This is a genomic window from Arthrobacter sp. E1SS-5 (assembly GCF_057073715.1).
In genome coordinates this window covers 2,902,977-2,916,857 of sequence record NZ_CP172703.1, presented here as the reverse complement: position 1 = coordinate 2,916,857, position 13,881 = coordinate 2,902,977, and the positions used below count along the sequence as shown (strand labels likewise).

The following is a 13,881-nucleotide window of genomic DNA, read 5'->3' as shown; positions in this document are numbered from 1 at the left end:
ATGACAAGTCCAGACGTCCGCATTGATGAGGCCGGCACCACCGGCGTCAGGCCGCTGCTCGAAATCCGCGATCTCGCCATCACCTTCAAGACCGGTGGCGGCGAGGTCCAGGCAGTGCGGAACGCACACCTGACCATCATGCCGGGTGAAACGGTCGCCATCGTGGGGGAGTCGGGTTCCGGCAAATCCACCACGGCCCTCGCGGCCATTGGGCTCCTGCCCAACAACGGCCGGGTGTCCGGCGGACAGATCCTGCTCGACGGCGAGGACATTGCCCACACCACCGAGCAGCGCATGATCGAGCTGCGCGGCAACACGATCGGCATGGTTCCGCAGGACCCCATGTCCAACCTCAACCCCGTGTGGAAGATCGGCTACCAGGTCCGGGAAACACTGAAGGCAAACGGCCGCCCCAGCGGGCCGGACGATATTGCCAAGGTGCTCTCCGAGGCGGGGCTGCCGGACGCCAAGCGCCGGGCCAACCAGTACCCGCATGAGTTCTCGGGCGGCATGCGCCAGCGCGCGCTGATCGCCATTGGCCTCTCCTGCCAGCCCCGCCTGCTGATTGCGGACGAGCCGACGTCGGCCCTCGACGTCACCGTCCAGCGGCAGATCCTGGACCACCTGGAGACGATGACCAACGAACTGGGCACCTCGGTGCTGCTGATCACCCACGACCTGGGCCTTGCAGCCGAGCGTGCAGACAAAGTGGTGGTCATGTACCAGGGCCGCGTGGTTGAAGCGGGCCCCTCGCTGGAACTGCTCCGCAACCCGCAGCACCCGTACACCCAGCGGCTCGTGGAGTCCGCGCCGTCCCTGGCCAGCCGCCGTATCCAGGCTGCCAGGGAGCAGGGCCTGGAGACCGCGGACTTGCTGGCACCGGCAGCCGAGACTGCAAAATCGGACACCTTCCTGCAGATCCAGGACCTGCGCAAGGTCTACAAGCTGCGCCAGGGGCTGGGCAAGACGACGGACTTCGCCGCGGTGGACGGCGTGAGCTTTGACGTCAGGCGGGGAACCACGACGGCGATCGTGGGTGAGTCGGGTTCCGGCAAGTCCACGGTGGCCAAGATGGTGCTCCAGCTGGAAAAGCCCACGGAGGGCAGGATCCTGTTTGACGGAGTCGACACCTCGGCACTGAAACCTGCCGAACTGTTCAAGTTCCGCCGGCGCGTCCAGCCCATCTTCCAGGATCCGTACGGCTCCCTCGACCCGATGTACAACATCTACCGCACCATTGAAGAACCGCTTCGGGTGCACAAGATCGGGGACCAGGCCAGCCGGGAGAAGAAGGTGCGCGAACTGCTGGACCAGGTGGCTCTGCCGCAGTCCACCATGCAGCGGTACCCGAACGAGCTGTCAGGCGGTCAGCGGCAGCGTGTTGCCATTGCGCGCGCACTGGCGCTGGACCCCGAGGTCATCATCTGTGACGAGGCAGTTTCCGCCCTGGACGTGCTGGTGCAGGCACAGGTGCTGAACCTGCTGGCGGACCTGCAGGCCAACCTGGGCCTGACTTATCTGTTCATCACGCACGACCTTGCCGTGGTGCGGCAGATCGCGGACCACGTGTGCGTGATGGAGAAGGGCCGCCTGGTGGAGACCGGTTCCACGGACGAGGTCTTCGAGTCGCCTAAGCAGGACTACACGAAGGCCCTGCTCAATGCCATCCCCGGCGCGAAGCTGATGCTTCCGCCCGAGGTGGCATAGCCGGGGCGCAGCGGGAGCTTTGATCCTGACGGTTGGAGCCGGGGCCTTCTGGTCCCGGCTTCAGCCGTTTTTGCCGTTCGCTCCGGTAGATGCCAGCGACTGTGCGGCGCCCGGGGCAGCGGGAACCCCGAGTTCGCGCATGCGGCGCTCCAGGACCCCGCCAAGCTGCTTCCGCCCTTCGGCATCCATATGGACGGCGTCGGCAAGGTGCTGGGTCAGGTTGTATTTGGTCAGCCAGTCGCCGGTGCTCACGAACGTGACGCGCTGCCGGGCTGCGATGCCCGCGAGCAGTGCGTCCACCTGGCTCCGCCGGCCGCCGCCGTCCTGGGCTCCGCGCGCAAGGGTTCCCACCATCACGATCCGGGTGCCGGGGTACCTGGCTTTCAAGGCGTCGATGAGCCGGTTGGCGTTGGAACTGATTTGCGCGTCGGAGGCTCCCCGGGCAGCGTCGTTGCCGCCGCCTTCAATGACGATCAGGCCTGGTTCTCCGGTCGGCATCAGCCAGTCGCCCCGTTCGAGGGCATCGATGTAGTTGCCCACTTTTCCGTTGGCAGCGGTGAACCCCGTGCCGCCGTAGCCGCAGAAGTGGACGTTGTAGCCCAGGCCTGCCAGGGCCCTGCGCGGCCAGCTGTCATCGGGTACGGACTGGGAGTCGCCGATCAGCACGGCGGTGCTCCTGGGATTCGCCACCACCACCTCATTGCGTCCAAAGACCGGGTTGCGGTAAATCTCACCCGGGAACAGTGCAGGGCGGGTCAGTACCGTTGAGAGGTCGACTCCTGACGCGTACGGCGTTGCATTAGGCTGGCCGACGGCGTTGGCCCTGAGCAGTGCGGATGGCAGATAGCTCTCTGTGGTGGCCGCTTCATTAGGTGCCACGTCTGCCTGCTGCCCGGGGGCGGCAAGGACAAGTCCCGTGGCAAGGGCCAGCACCGCGGCGCGCGCGAGCACGCGCGCGGGACCAGGGGATTCTTTGCGGGGCGATGGGCTGCTCATCAACAGCAATAATGGGGCATTGACGGGTATTTATCCAGTGAGTGTGACCTGGCAGCCAGGGGTGATCCCGGGGCCCGATGGCAGCCCCGGATCCGTCCGGATTTAGGCCTTCACTTGCCGCAGCGTTTAGACTGGGAGAAGACGCCCTGTGTTAAGGGCCAAGTCCGTCGTGCGTTCCAGTTGGAAATGTCGCGATACAACAGCTGACTCCACTGAATCGAGCCATTACGCATGTCTGAAACCACCACCAACACCGCGGTAGCCACTGCATCGCGCAGTGATCTGCGCAACGTCGCGATTGTGGCCCACGTTGACCACGGCAAGACCACTTTGGTCGATGCCATGCTCAAGCAGACCAACTCCTTTGCCGAGCACAACCACCTCGAAGACCGCGTGATGGACTCCGGTGACCTCGAGCGCGAAAAGGGCATCACCATCCTGGCCAAGAACACCACGGTGGCCTACAACGGTCCGTCCTCCAACGGCGAGACCATCACCATCAACGTTATCGACACCCCCGGCCACGCCGACTTCGGCGGCGAGGTGGAGCGCGGCCTGTCCATGGTCGATGGCGTCGTCCTCCTCGTTGACGCCTCCGAGGGTCCGCTGCCGCAGACCCGCTTCGTCCTCCGCAAGGCCCTCGCCGCCCACCTGCCTGTCATCCTGCTGGTCAACAAGACCGACCGTCCCGATGCCCGCATCGAGGAAGTCGTCCACGAGTCCATGGACCTGCTCCTCGGCCTGGCCTCCGACCTGGCGGACGAAGTTCCCGACCTCGACCTGGACAAGATCCTCGAAGTTCCCGTCGTCTACGCTGCAGCCAAGGTTGGCCGCGCGTCCCTCGAACAGCCCGCTGACGGCACCGCCCCGGAGAACGAGGACCTCGAACCGCTCTTCAAGACCATCGTCGAACACATCCCGGCCCCCACCTACAACCCCGAGGGCGTCCTGCAGGCCCACGTCACCAACCTGGACGCCTCCCCGTTCCTGGGCCGTCTCGCCCTGCTCCGCATCTACAATGGCACCCTCCGCAAGGGCCAGCAGGTGGCTTGGGCCCGCCAGAATGGTGAGCTCAAGACCGTCAAAATCACCGAACTGCTCGCCACCAAGGCTCTTGAGCGTGTTCCTGCCGAGTCCGCCGGCCCCGGCGAAATCGTCGCCGTCGCCGGCATCGAGGACATCACCATTGGCGAAACCCTCACCGACGTCGAGAACCCGCAGCCTCTGCCGCTGATCACCGTGGACGACCCCGCGATCTCCATGACCATCGGCATCAACACCTCCCCGCTGGCCGGCAAGGTTAAGGGCGCCAAGGTCACGGCCCGCCAGGTGAAGGACCGCCTGGATAAGGAACTGATCGGTAACGTCTCCATCAAGGTGCTCCCCACCGAGCGTCCCGACGCCTGGGAAGTCCAGGGCCGTGGCGAGCTGGCGCTGGCCATCCTGGTTGAGCAGATGCGCCGCGAAGGCTTCGAGCTCACCGTGGGCAAGCCCCAGGTGGTTACCAAGACCATTGATGGCAAGATCCATGAGCCCATGGAGCACATGACCATCGACGTGCCTGAGGAATACCTTGGTGCCGTGACGCAGCTCATGGCAGCCCGCAAGGGCCGCATGACCAACATGGCCAACCACGGTACCGGCTGGTGCCGCATGGAGTTCATCGTTCCGGCCCGTGGCCTGATCGGTTTCCGCACCCGGTTCCTCACCGACACCCGCGGCGCCGGCATCGCAGCCTCCATCTCCGAAGGCTACGAGCCCTGGGCCGGCCCCATCGAGTACCGCACCAACGGTTCCATGGTTGCCGACCGCGCCGGTGTTGTTACCCCGTTCGCCATGATCAACCTGCAGGAACGCGGCTCCTTCTTCGTGAAGCCCACGTCCGAGGTCTATGAAGGCATGATCGTGGGCGAGAACTCCCGCGCCGACGACATGGACGTCAACATCACGAAGGAAAAGAAGCTCACCAACATGCGTGCCGCTTCCTCCGACACCTTCGAGAACCTGACCCCGCCGCGGGAGCTCACCCTGGAAGAGTCCCTGGAGTTCGCCCGCGAGGACGAGTGCGTCGAGGTGACCCCGGAGGCCATCCGTATCCGCAAGGTGATCCTGGACACCAACGAGCGCGCCAAGGCCAACCGCGCCCGCGCCAAGGCCTAGTAACTCCGCAGGTCCACAGAACGCCACCGGTATTCACCGGTGGCGTTCTGCTTTAACGGGCTCGCCGGCGCAATGGCGTAGCGGTTCATTGTGTAGGGACTGTCAGTGCACAACGAGCCGCGCTGCCACCGCGCACGGACGGTTGTCCACATAGCGGTTTCCCGGCCCTGCGTCCGGCTCCGTAACCGGCAAGCATGCAGTTATGCCGACTGTTTCCGAAGCCCTGGCTGCCCTAGGGGGTGTTGCCAGTACCCACGCACTGTCAATGGTGGGAGTTTCACGCCGTAACCTGGAGTCGGGGGTGGCCACGGGCTCAGTCCAAAGGATTGCCCGGGGCGTCTATGCCCACCCGCAGGCGGACCCGGGACTTATCCACGCGGGCCGCCATCACGCGGTCCTGGGCTGCGTCTCGGGCTGCCAGCGCTGCTGGCCTGTGGGTTGTCAGCCAACCCGACAGACCGCATCTGGCCGCATCCCACGGCAGGCCGATCCCTGGTTGCATCGTGCATCGCAGCCGGATTCCGCTGACACCCCTGGACGTCGTGTGCCAGTCGTTGCGCTGCCTGGCGCCACTGGAGGGGCTGACCATTGCGGAATCCGCGGTCAAGAACGGGCTCATCCAACTTCCTGCCCTGCGGGAGCGGTTTCCGGCCGTCCGCGAAAAGGGCCTCCGGGAGTTGGTGGCACGGATCCGCCCCCAATCCGGGTCCGTCTTAGAAACGATGGCGCGGTATTTGTTGGAGGAAGCCGGGCACACGGTCGAGCTGCAGGTCAGGGTCCCTGGGATGGGACACCTGGACCTGCTCGTTGACGGCCTGCTTGGTATTGAGACGGACGGTTACGCCCACCACAGCAGCCGGGAGGCTTACCGCGAGGATAGGCGGCGTTGGAATGCGGGCGTTCTCCGCGGAGTGCCAACCTTGCGCGTGACCTTCGAGATGGTGCTTAACGAACCCCGGGAGCTCGTGCAGATGGTCCAGCAGGCTCTTGCCACGTACCGTTCTGCGCAGTGAAGGCGGGCTTCATTGCGCAGGGACAGTCCCTGCGCAATGACTTCGCCGCTTACTGGGCAGGAGGGGACTGGCGGGCAGCAGGTCGCCGGCGCGGGGGAGCGGGCGGGACTTCCTTGGCCGCCACCACGCGGTCAAGGGGAATTACGACGTCGGCCTGCCGGGTGCGCACGGTGCAGGAACCGGCGTCGCAGGCCAGCAGATGCCCCAACGCGTCCGTGAGGCCACCTTCGATTTGGTAGCGCACCACCACCCGCGTGCCTGGCTCAGCTGAGGCAAGGAAACGCGCTGGCGCAGGTACTGGCTGACTCACCAGTTCATACTAGGGTGCCCGGCTAGGTTCGCGGGAACGGGCTGGGAGATAATAGGCTCAGATGTCAGACTCCGGCTGTGCCGCCGGATGCAAGAGCCGGCGGGACGCCGGAACCCCAACGTGGAGAGGCCAGGGACGTGACGTACGTAATCGCGCAGCCGTGTGTGGATGTCAAGGACAAGGCATGTATTGAAGAATGCCCCGTCGACTGCATCTATGAAGGTGAGCGTTCGCTGTACATCCATCCGGATGAGTGCGTCGACTGTGGCGCCTGCGAACCGGTGTGCCCGGTTGAGGCGATCTACTACGAGGACGACACCCCGGAGGAATGGGCCGACTACTACAAGGCAAACGTCGAGTTCTTCGATGACCTTGGCTCCCCGGGCGGCGCAGCCAAGGTCGGCAACACCGGCAAGGACCACCCGATGATCGCCGCCCTGCCGCCGCAGAACCAAGACCACTGACGCGGACGGACAACGTGACCGCAGCAGTGAATTCGTTTGGCCTGGACCTGCCCGACTACCCCTGGGAGGCCATGGCACCGTACGTGGCCAAAGCCGCTGAGCATCCCGGTGGAGCCGTCAACCTCTCCATCGGGACGCCGGTGGATCCCACGCCGCAGCTGGTGCAGGATGCCCTGAAGGCGGCCGCCAACGCACCCGGCTACCCCACGGTCCACGGCACTCCGGCGTTGCGGGAGGCCATCGCTGGCTGGTTCGAACGGCGGCGCGGCGTGTCCGGCCTCGATCCCCGCAACATCATGCCCACCGTGGGCTCCAAGGAACTCGTTGCGTGGCTGCCGCTGCTGCTGGGCCTCAAGCCCGGAGACGTCGTCGTACGTCCCAAGGTGGCCTACCCGACGTACGATATCGGCGCGACCCTTGCGGGGGTCACGTCCGTGGCCACGGACAACCTGGACGAGCTGGACGAGGCCACCCGCGCACGGGTCCGCCTCATCTGGGTCAACTCGCCGGGCAACCCCACGGGCAGCGTCCGCGATGCGGAGTCCCTGAAGGCGCTGGTGGTCCAGGCCCGCGAACTGGGTGCCGTGGTGGCGTCGGACGAATGCTACGCGGAGCTCGGCTGGGGCGGCTGGGACGTTCAGCGCGGCGGCCAGCGCGTCCCCAGCATCCTCGATCCCCGCGTGGCCGGCGGCTCGCACCAGGGCCTGCTCGCCGTCTACTCGCTCAGCAAGCAGTCCAACCTGGCCGGCTACCGCGCAGCGTTCGTGGCCGGCGACCCGGACCTGATGCCGAACCTGGTCAACAGCCGCAAGCACGCAGGCATGATCGTGCCGTACCCCATCCAGGAAGCCATGCGGGTGGCCCTCGGCGACGACGCGCACGTTGAGGCGCAGAAGGACCTGTACCGGGGCCGGCGCGATCGCCTGTTCCCTGCGCTGCTGGACTTCGGCTTGGAAATCAAGGATTCCGACGCCGGCCTCTACCTTTGGTCGACGGCAGGAGAGGGCACCTGGGACACCGTTGCCCGGCTGGCTGAGCGGGGCATCGTCGTGGGGCCAGGGGTCTTTTACGGGGATGCGGGCAATGGCTATGTCCGTGTCGCCCTGACCGGCTCAGATGAGCGGATCGATGCAGCTGTGGCGCGGCTGGCCGAAGTAAGCTCCTAAGGGCACGTAATATTCGTGTGACTCGCCCCACATCGGGCGTGTTCCAGGCCGCACTGGCGGGCCGCGGATTAGTGACACCCGCCAAGGAGCGGTACTTTTTAACTGATCAATGGTGGCTTTCTACAAGAAGGCAGCCCGGGTGTTGGAACCTGTCTCTTCAGGCTTCGTGCACGGCTCACCTGATGTTGGATCAAGCTTTCGACAGAGGCCAAAGACGCCTCATGAAGGGGACTCCATGACTGAGACCAACAATGCTGCGACCCTGCTCCACGCAGGTGGCGAGCTGAAGCTCCCGCGCATCCAGGTTGTTGAAGGGAACGAAGGTTACGACGTCTCCAAGCTGCTGAAGCAGACCGGTGCCGTTACCTTCGACCCCGGGTTCATGAACACCGCAGCAACCACGTCCGCCATCACCTACATCGATGGCGATGCAGGCATCCTGCGCTACCGCGGATACCCCATCGAGCAGCTGGCGCAGCACTCCAGCTTCCTGGAGGTGTCCTACCTGCTGATCTACGGCAACCTGCCCACGCCCACTGAGCTGGACGAGTTCGACCAGAAGATCCGCCGCCACACCCTGCTGCACGAGGAGCTCAAGGGCTTCTTCGGCGGCTTCCCCCGCGACGCACACCCCATGCCGGTGCTCTCCTCGGCCGTGTCCGCGCTGTCCACCTTCTACCAGGACTCGCTGGATCCGTTCAACGCCGAGCAGGTGGAGGTTTCCACCATCCGCCTGATGGCCAAGCTGCCGGTCATCGCCGCCTACGCACACAAGAAGTCCATCGGCCAGCCCATGCTGTACCCGGACAACTCCATGAACCTAGTGGAGAACTTCCTGCGCCTGAGCTTCGGCCTGCCTGCCGAGCAGTACGAGCTGGACCCGGTGATCGTCAAGGCACTTGACCTGCTCCTCATCCTGCACGCGGACCACGAGCAGAACTGCTCCACCTCCACCGTGCGCCTGGTGGGCTCCTCCAACGCCAACCTGTTCGCCTCTGTGTCGGCCGGTATCAACGCCCTCTTCGGACCCGCCCACGGCGGCGCCAACGAGGCCGTGCTGAAGATGCTCCGCCAGATCCAGGCCGAGGGCCTCAAGCCCGAGGACTACATGGAAAAGGTCAAGAACAAGGAAGACGGCGTCCGCCTCATGGGCTTCGGGCACCGCGTCTACAAGAACTACGATCCGCGCGCCAAGATCGTCAAGGCCACGGCCCACGAGATCCTCAGCAAGCTCGGCGGCAACGACGAACTGCTGGATATCGCCATGCGCCTGGAAGAGAAGGCGCTCAGCGATGACTACTTCATCCAGCGCAAGCTCTACCCGAACGTGGACTTCTACACCGGCCTGATCTACAAGGCCATGGGCTTCCCCGAGAAGATGTTCACGGTCCTGTTCGCCATTGGCCGCCTGCCGGGCTGGATTGCCCAGTGGCGCGAAATGATCAGCGATCCGAACACCAAGATCGGCCGCCCGCGTCAGCTGTACATCGGTGAGCCGGAGCGCGACTACCCGGCACGTTAGCAATAACGACGACGGCCGCCCACCTTCCACAGGTGGGCGGCCGTTTCGCGTTCAAATACCATCGATTGCTGCCTACTTGTCGTTCTGGGGCCCCAAAACGACAAGTAGTCAGCAATCGACGGGGGAGGGTCAGGAGGCGTAGCCCTGCGGGTTGTTTTTTTGCCAGCGCCAGTGGTCCTCGCACATCTGGTCGACGGTCTTGGTGGTGGACCAGCTCAAGTCCGCCAGCGCGGAGGTGGCGTCGGCCCAGAAGGCAGGAAGGTCTCCCGCACGGCGGCCAGTGATCTCGTAGGGGATGGGCCTGCCCACGGCCTTCTCGAACGAACGGAGGACCTCCAGGACGGAGGAGCCCTTACCGGAGCCCAGGTTCCAGCGGAAGACGCCGGTGCGTCCCGCGATATGGTTCAGTGCCGCGACGTGCCCCTCGGCGAGGTCCACCACGTGGATGTAGTCGCGCAGGCAGGTGCCGTCGGGAGTGTCGTAGTCGCCGCCGAACACCATGAGCTTCTCGCGGCGGCCAACGGCCACCTGGGCGATGAACGGGACAAGGTTGTTGGGGATGCCCTGGGGGTCCTCGCCGATGCGGCCTGAAGGGTGCGCGCCCACCGGGTTGAAGTAGCGCAGCAGTGCTATGTGCCAGCGGGAGTCGGCCGCGCCGAGGTCGGAGAGGATGTCCTCGATCTGTTCCTTGGTGCGTCCGTAGGGGTTGTTGGCGCCGATCTCCATCTTCTCCACATAGGGGATGGGGTTGTGTTCGCCGTAAACGGTGGCTGAGGAGCTGAAGACGATGGACCGGACGTCATGCCGGTCCATGACGCGGATCAGGTTCAGGGTGCCTACCAGGTTGTTGTAGTAGTACTTCAGCGGCTCCTGCACCGATTCGCCCACGGCCTTGAGTCCGGCGAAGTGGATGACGGCATCAATGGCGCTGCCGGCAAAGACCTTTTCGACGGCGGCCTCGTCCACCAGGTCCACGTGGTGGAATTCGGCGGCCTTGCCGCTGAGTTCAGCCACGCGCCGCAGCGATTCCTCGCTGGAGTTGACCAGGTTGTCGATGACGACCACGTCGTGGCCGGCTTCCTGCAGGGAAAGAACAGTGTGGGAACCGATGTAACCGGTGCCCCCTGTAACCAAGATTTTCATGGCTCAACGCTATCCCACGCGGACCGCCCGCCGCGGCAGCGTTCCGGATGCCGGGCGCCCGGGTGCGGTGGTGGAAGCACATCCGTGCTAATAAGGATGGTGCCCAAAATAGTTGACGCCGACGCAAGGCGGCAGGATGTTGTCCAGGCGGTCCTCCGCATTATTGCCGTCGACGGGCTGGAGCGGGCGTCCCTGCGCGAAGTGGCGGATGAAGCCGGGCTGGCCGTTGGTTCTGTCCGGCACTACTTCCAGGGGAGTGAGGAGCTGCTGGCCTTCTCCTTCGGGACGGTGGTGGACCGGGTGGTTTCCCGGCTGGAGGGACTGCTGCCGCCCGTGCAGGATGCAGCCGGGGGCAGCCCGGAGCAGCGGGCCGCGGTTTTAACCCTCCTGGGCGGCATGCTTCCGCTGGACGAGGAAACAGCCATGGAGGCCTGCGCCTGGCTGGCCTTCAAGAACGCCGCGCGGATCAGGCCCTTCCTTACCGCCGAAGCCGACCGCAGCCACCGCGAGGTCGCGGCCATCGTGGGCGGCGTGGTGGCCTCCCTCCTCCCGGACGACGAACCCCAGGAGAACCTGGTGGTGGAGGCCGAACGGCTCCTGGCCACCCTGGACGGCCTGCTCATGCATGCCTTGCTGCAGCCAGGATGGATGACCGCGCAGATGTGCCGCGACGTCCTGGAGCGGCACCTGGACGGACTGCCCCGCTAATCGGCCGGACCCGCCCGCCGGACGGCAGGTACTACCGCGAAATGGCTGCGGGAATAGACTGATAGCCGGGCACGCCGGACCGGTCACGGCGCCCCGCAGAAGCAGGCCAGGGAAGGACTTCGGATGCAGCACGCAAGCGGTTCAGGGTGGCAGATCACTACGGACACGTCCGGGCCGATGATGATTGCGCTCTACGTCCGGGACGCGGCCGGCCTCAATGGCGTGGGCCGCCCCATGCTGTCCCACGCGGCGCCCAAAATCCGCCCCGCCGATCACAAACACCTGACCGCAGACGTGGGCGGCCTCAGCGCACTGAAGACCGAATGGGAGGCCTGGTGGGAACAGCTGCTCAAGGCCTATCCGCAGTCGTCGCCGGAACTCTCGCCGCCCAGCTTCGAAGCCTTCGGCAACTCCCCGGCCCTGCAGCGCGTACTGCAGGCACACTTCGGGTCCGCGCTTACCTGGGCCAGGGAGCGCAGGAGCGAATATGCAGAGCTCGAAGCCGAGCGCGTGGCCACCGGGACCGACCAGCTGCTCCAGGACATGGTTGACGACAGGCTGATGGAAGTGGGCCGCGACCCGCGGGATTTCAAGCTGACCATCATCGAGCTGCCGCTGGATGAGCAGCGGGCCTGGTACCTGGAACCCGACAAGATCATCATGAGCCAGGAGCTGATGAGCCAGCCCGAGCTGTTCCGCAGCTACGTCCAGCCGGTGCTGGAAATCCTGGTCTAGGCCCCGCACAGGAGGCCCGACGGCGGCGCTCAGCTGCCGCCGTCGGCCGTCCGTACAGTGATGCGCACCTCGCCGTCAGGGGAACCTGTCACCTGCCAGCCGTCGCCGCCGGCACGCTGCCATGTGTGCCCCTCCACATCCACCCGCACGACGGACAGGTCCTTGGCGTTGGCGACCGCCCACTGGGCAACCGACCATGCGAGTGCCCCCTGGGAGTCCACTACCAAGGTGGCACCGTCCACCCGGCTGTCCACGCCGCCATAGGCCTGGTCCAGTTCGGTGGCCACCGCCGCGGAATTCCCGCCCGCGGTGGGGGAGCGCAGCGTGCACTGGACTCCGGCCGGCGTTTGTCCGGTGAGCCCCGACGCGAATGCCCGTCCCATTTCCTCATGCTGCGCGTATGCCTTTGGAAAGGCGGAGCGCTGGACCTGCTGGGCGGCATCGGTGATGTCAAGGGTCTCGTAGCCGGGAATCTTCACCAGCGCGTCGTAGAACGCGTTGACGGCGTAGTAGGGGTCCATGATCTGCGCCTCGGTGCCCCAGCCCTGGGAGGGCCGCTGCTGGAAGAGCCCGCGCGAATCGGGGCCGGCCTGGTCGCCGTGGCCGATGTTGCGCAGCTTGGACTCCTGCATGGCCGTGGCCAGGGCGATGGTGGCGGCACGCGGGGGCAGGCCCCGCCGGACAGCCGCCGCAGTGATCAAAGCGGCATTGGCAGCCTGGTCGGGTGCCAGCTCCCCGCTCCGGTCGCCGGACCTGGCTGTGCAGCGTTCCGAAACGAGGGTCTCGGAACGCTGCACAAAATACACGGCCGTGTAGATGCCCCCGGCTATCAGCGCGAGGGTAAGGAGCAGCACCGCCAGGCGCCGCAGGCCGCGCCTGCGCGCCACAGACAGAGGTGCCATGAAGGAACTAGTTGGCGTGCAGGGCGTCGTTCAGTTCAACGGTCTGGCCCTTGCGGGGAAGGGCCTCCACTGCGCCGGTGGTGGAGTTGCGGCGGAACAGCAGGTTGGGGACGCCGGAGAGTTCGGCGGCCTTGACGATCTTGGTGGTGTCTTCGCCTACCTCGTCCTTGGGCCCTGGAACGCGGACGCGGGTGCCTGCCGTGACGTAGAGTCCTGCCTCCACCACCGAATCGTCGCCGATGCTGATGCCCACGCCGGAGTTGGCGCCCAGCAGGACGCGCTCTCCGATGGTGATCTTTTCCTTGCCCCCGCCGGAGAGGGTGCCCATGATCGAGGCGCCGCCGCCAACGTCGCTGCCGTCGCCGGTCACCACGCCGGCGGAGATCCGGCCCTCCACCATGGAAGTACCCAGCGTGCCGGCGTTGAAGTTGACGAAGCCTTCATGCATGACCGTGGTGCCGGCCGCGAGGTGGGCACCAAGGCGGACCCGGTCGGCGTCGGCAATCCGGACGCCGCTGGGCACCACGTAATCCACCATGCGCGGGAACTTGTCGATGCCGTAGACGGTGACGGCACCACGGCGCCGCAGCTTTGCGCGGGTCAGTTCGAAGCCCTCGACGGCGGCCGGCCCGAAGTTGGTCCACACGACATTGGGGAGCTTGCCGAAGATGCCGTCCAGGTTGATGGTGTTGGGCTGGACCAGGCGGTGTGAGAGCAGGTGCAGGCGCAGGTAGGCGTCAGCGGTGTCGGCGGGGGCCTCATCCAGGTTGATCTGGACGAAGACCACCTTCTGCTCCGTGCCGCGGTCCTCGTCGGCGCCATTCTCCGCGATGCGGGTCAGGGCTTCGTCGGCGTTTTCCACGGAGCGGAGGTCTTCCGCCGCAACACCAAGTGCCGGTGCCGGGAACCAGACGTCCAGGACGGTCGCCTCGCTGCCGGCAATGGCGATGGTGGCCACGCCAAAGCCATAGGCGGAACGGTCGTCAGCGGTTGAGGTCAGGGTTTCGGGCACGGCGGAGGAAGCGGTCTCAGTCATGTGCCCCAGTCTATCGAGG

At 65.7% G+C, this 13,881-nt stretch carries 13 protein-coding genes; 8 read left to right on the top strand and 5 right to left on the bottom strand.

The genetic code is table 11. From position 1 onward, the window contains the following. Positions 1-1,707: a dipeptide ABC transporter ATP-binding protein gene (locus ACIGJD_RS13500; protein ID WP_483686621.1), complete on the top strand. Its 1,707-nt coding sequence runs from the start codon at positions 1-3 to the stop codon at positions 1,705-1,707. 60 nt (positions 1,708-1,767) lie between these two features. On the opposite strand, the gene ACIGJD_RS13495 is transcribed toward ACIGJD_RS13500, so the two are convergent. Next, on the bottom strand, positions 1,768-2,703 hold the full coding sequence (locus tag ACIGJD_RS13495) for an SGNH/GDSL hydrolase family protein (protein WP_483686620.1): 936 nt from the start codon (positions 2,701-2,703) through the stop codon (positions 1,768-1,770). 231 nt (positions 2,704-2,934) lie between these two features. Here ACIGJD_RS13495 and typA point away from each other — a divergent pair, with 231 nt between their 5' ends. Next, entirely contained in the window at positions 2,935-4,863 is a 1,929-nt protein-coding gene (gene typA / locus ACIGJD_RS13490; RefSeq protein WP_142133197.1) for a translational GTPase TypA, read from the top strand. A 503-nt stretch (positions 4,864-5,366) separates the two neighbouring features. After that, positions 5,367-5,876, top strand: a complete 510-nt coding sequence (locus ACIGJD_RS13485) for a hypothetical protein (protein ID WP_483686619.1) — start codon at positions 5,367-5,369, stop codon at positions 5,874-5,876. A 49-nt stretch (positions 5,877-5,925) separates the two neighbouring features. Here the strand turns inward: ACIGJD_RS13485 and ACIGJD_RS13480 are convergent, their stop codons facing one another. Next, complete coding sequence (locus tag ACIGJD_RS13480; protein ID WP_483686618.1) at positions 5,926-6,186, bottom strand: putative acetyltransferase; 261 nt, start codon at positions 6,184-6,186, stop codon at positions 5,926-5,928. 137 nt (positions 6,187-6,323) lie between these two features. Here ACIGJD_RS13480 and fdxA point away from each other — a divergent pair, with 137 nt between their 5' ends. The 3 genes from fdxA (at position 6,324) to ACIGJD_RS13465 (ending at position 9,338) form a co-directional block, all read left to right on the top strand. Beyond that, positions 6,324-6,650, top strand: a complete 327-nt coding sequence (gene fdxA, locus ACIGJD_RS13475) for a ferredoxin (RefSeq protein WP_026265673.1) — start codon at positions 6,324-6,326, stop codon at positions 6,648-6,650. 14 nt (positions 6,651-6,664) lie between these two features. Next, positions 6,665-7,816, top strand: a complete 1,152-nt coding sequence (dapC, locus tag ACIGJD_RS13470; protein ID WP_483686617.1) for a succinyldiaminopimelate transaminase — start codon at positions 6,665-6,667, stop codon at positions 7,814-7,816. Positions 7,817-8,051: 235 nt separating this feature from the next. Further along, on the top strand, positions 8,052-9,338 hold the full coding sequence (locus ACIGJD_RS13465; RefSeq protein ID WP_056334606.1) for a citrate synthase: 1,287 nt from the start codon (positions 8,052-8,054) through the stop codon (positions 9,336-9,338). 129 nt (positions 9,339-9,467) lie between these two features. Here the strand turns inward: ACIGJD_RS13465 and galE are convergent, their stop codons facing one another. Further along, the gene (gene galE, locus ACIGJD_RS13460; RefSeq protein WP_483686616.1) at positions 9,468-10,481 is read right to left on the bottom strand and encodes a UDP-glucose 4-epimerase GalE; all 1,014 of its coding nucleotides are present in this window, start codon (positions 10,479-10,481) and stop codon (positions 9,468-9,470) included. Positions 10,482-10,580: 99 nt separating this feature from the next. Here galE and ACIGJD_RS13455 point away from each other — a divergent pair, with 99 nt between their 5' ends. Together ACIGJD_RS13455 and ACIGJD_RS13450 are read left to right on the top strand one after the other, a co-directional pair. Next, positions 10,581-11,189 (top strand): TetR/AcrR family transcriptional regulator, encoded by a 609-nt coding sequence (locus ACIGJD_RS13455; RefSeq protein WP_483686615.1) that lies wholly within the window; start codon positions 10,581-10,583, stop codon positions 11,187-11,189. A gap of 123 nt (positions 11,190-11,312) precedes the next feature. After that, positions 11,313-11,924 (top strand): hypothetical protein, encoded by a 612-nt coding sequence (locus ACIGJD_RS13450; RefSeq protein ID WP_483686613.1) that lies wholly within the window; start codon positions 11,313-11,315, stop codon positions 11,922-11,924. A 29-nt stretch (positions 11,925-11,953) separates the two neighbouring features. On the opposite strand, the gene ACIGJD_RS13445 is transcribed toward ACIGJD_RS13450, so the two are convergent. Together ACIGJD_RS13445 and dapD are read right to left on the bottom strand one after the other, a co-directional pair. Continuing rightward, positions 11,954-12,811, bottom strand: coding sequence for a transglycosylase SLT domain-containing protein (locus ACIGJD_RS13445; protein ID WP_483689500.1), 858 nt, complete (start codon positions 12,809-12,811; stop codon positions 11,954-11,956). Positions 12,812-12,833: 22 nt separating this feature from the next. Next, on the bottom strand, positions 12,834-13,862 hold the full coding sequence (gene dapD / locus ACIGJD_RS13440; protein ID WP_483686612.1) for a 2,3,4,5-tetrahydropyridine-2,6-dicarboxylate N-succinyltransferase: 1,029 nt from the start codon (positions 13,860-13,862) through the stop codon (positions 12,834-12,836). Between the last annotated feature and the right edge of the window lie 19 nt (positions 13,863-13,881).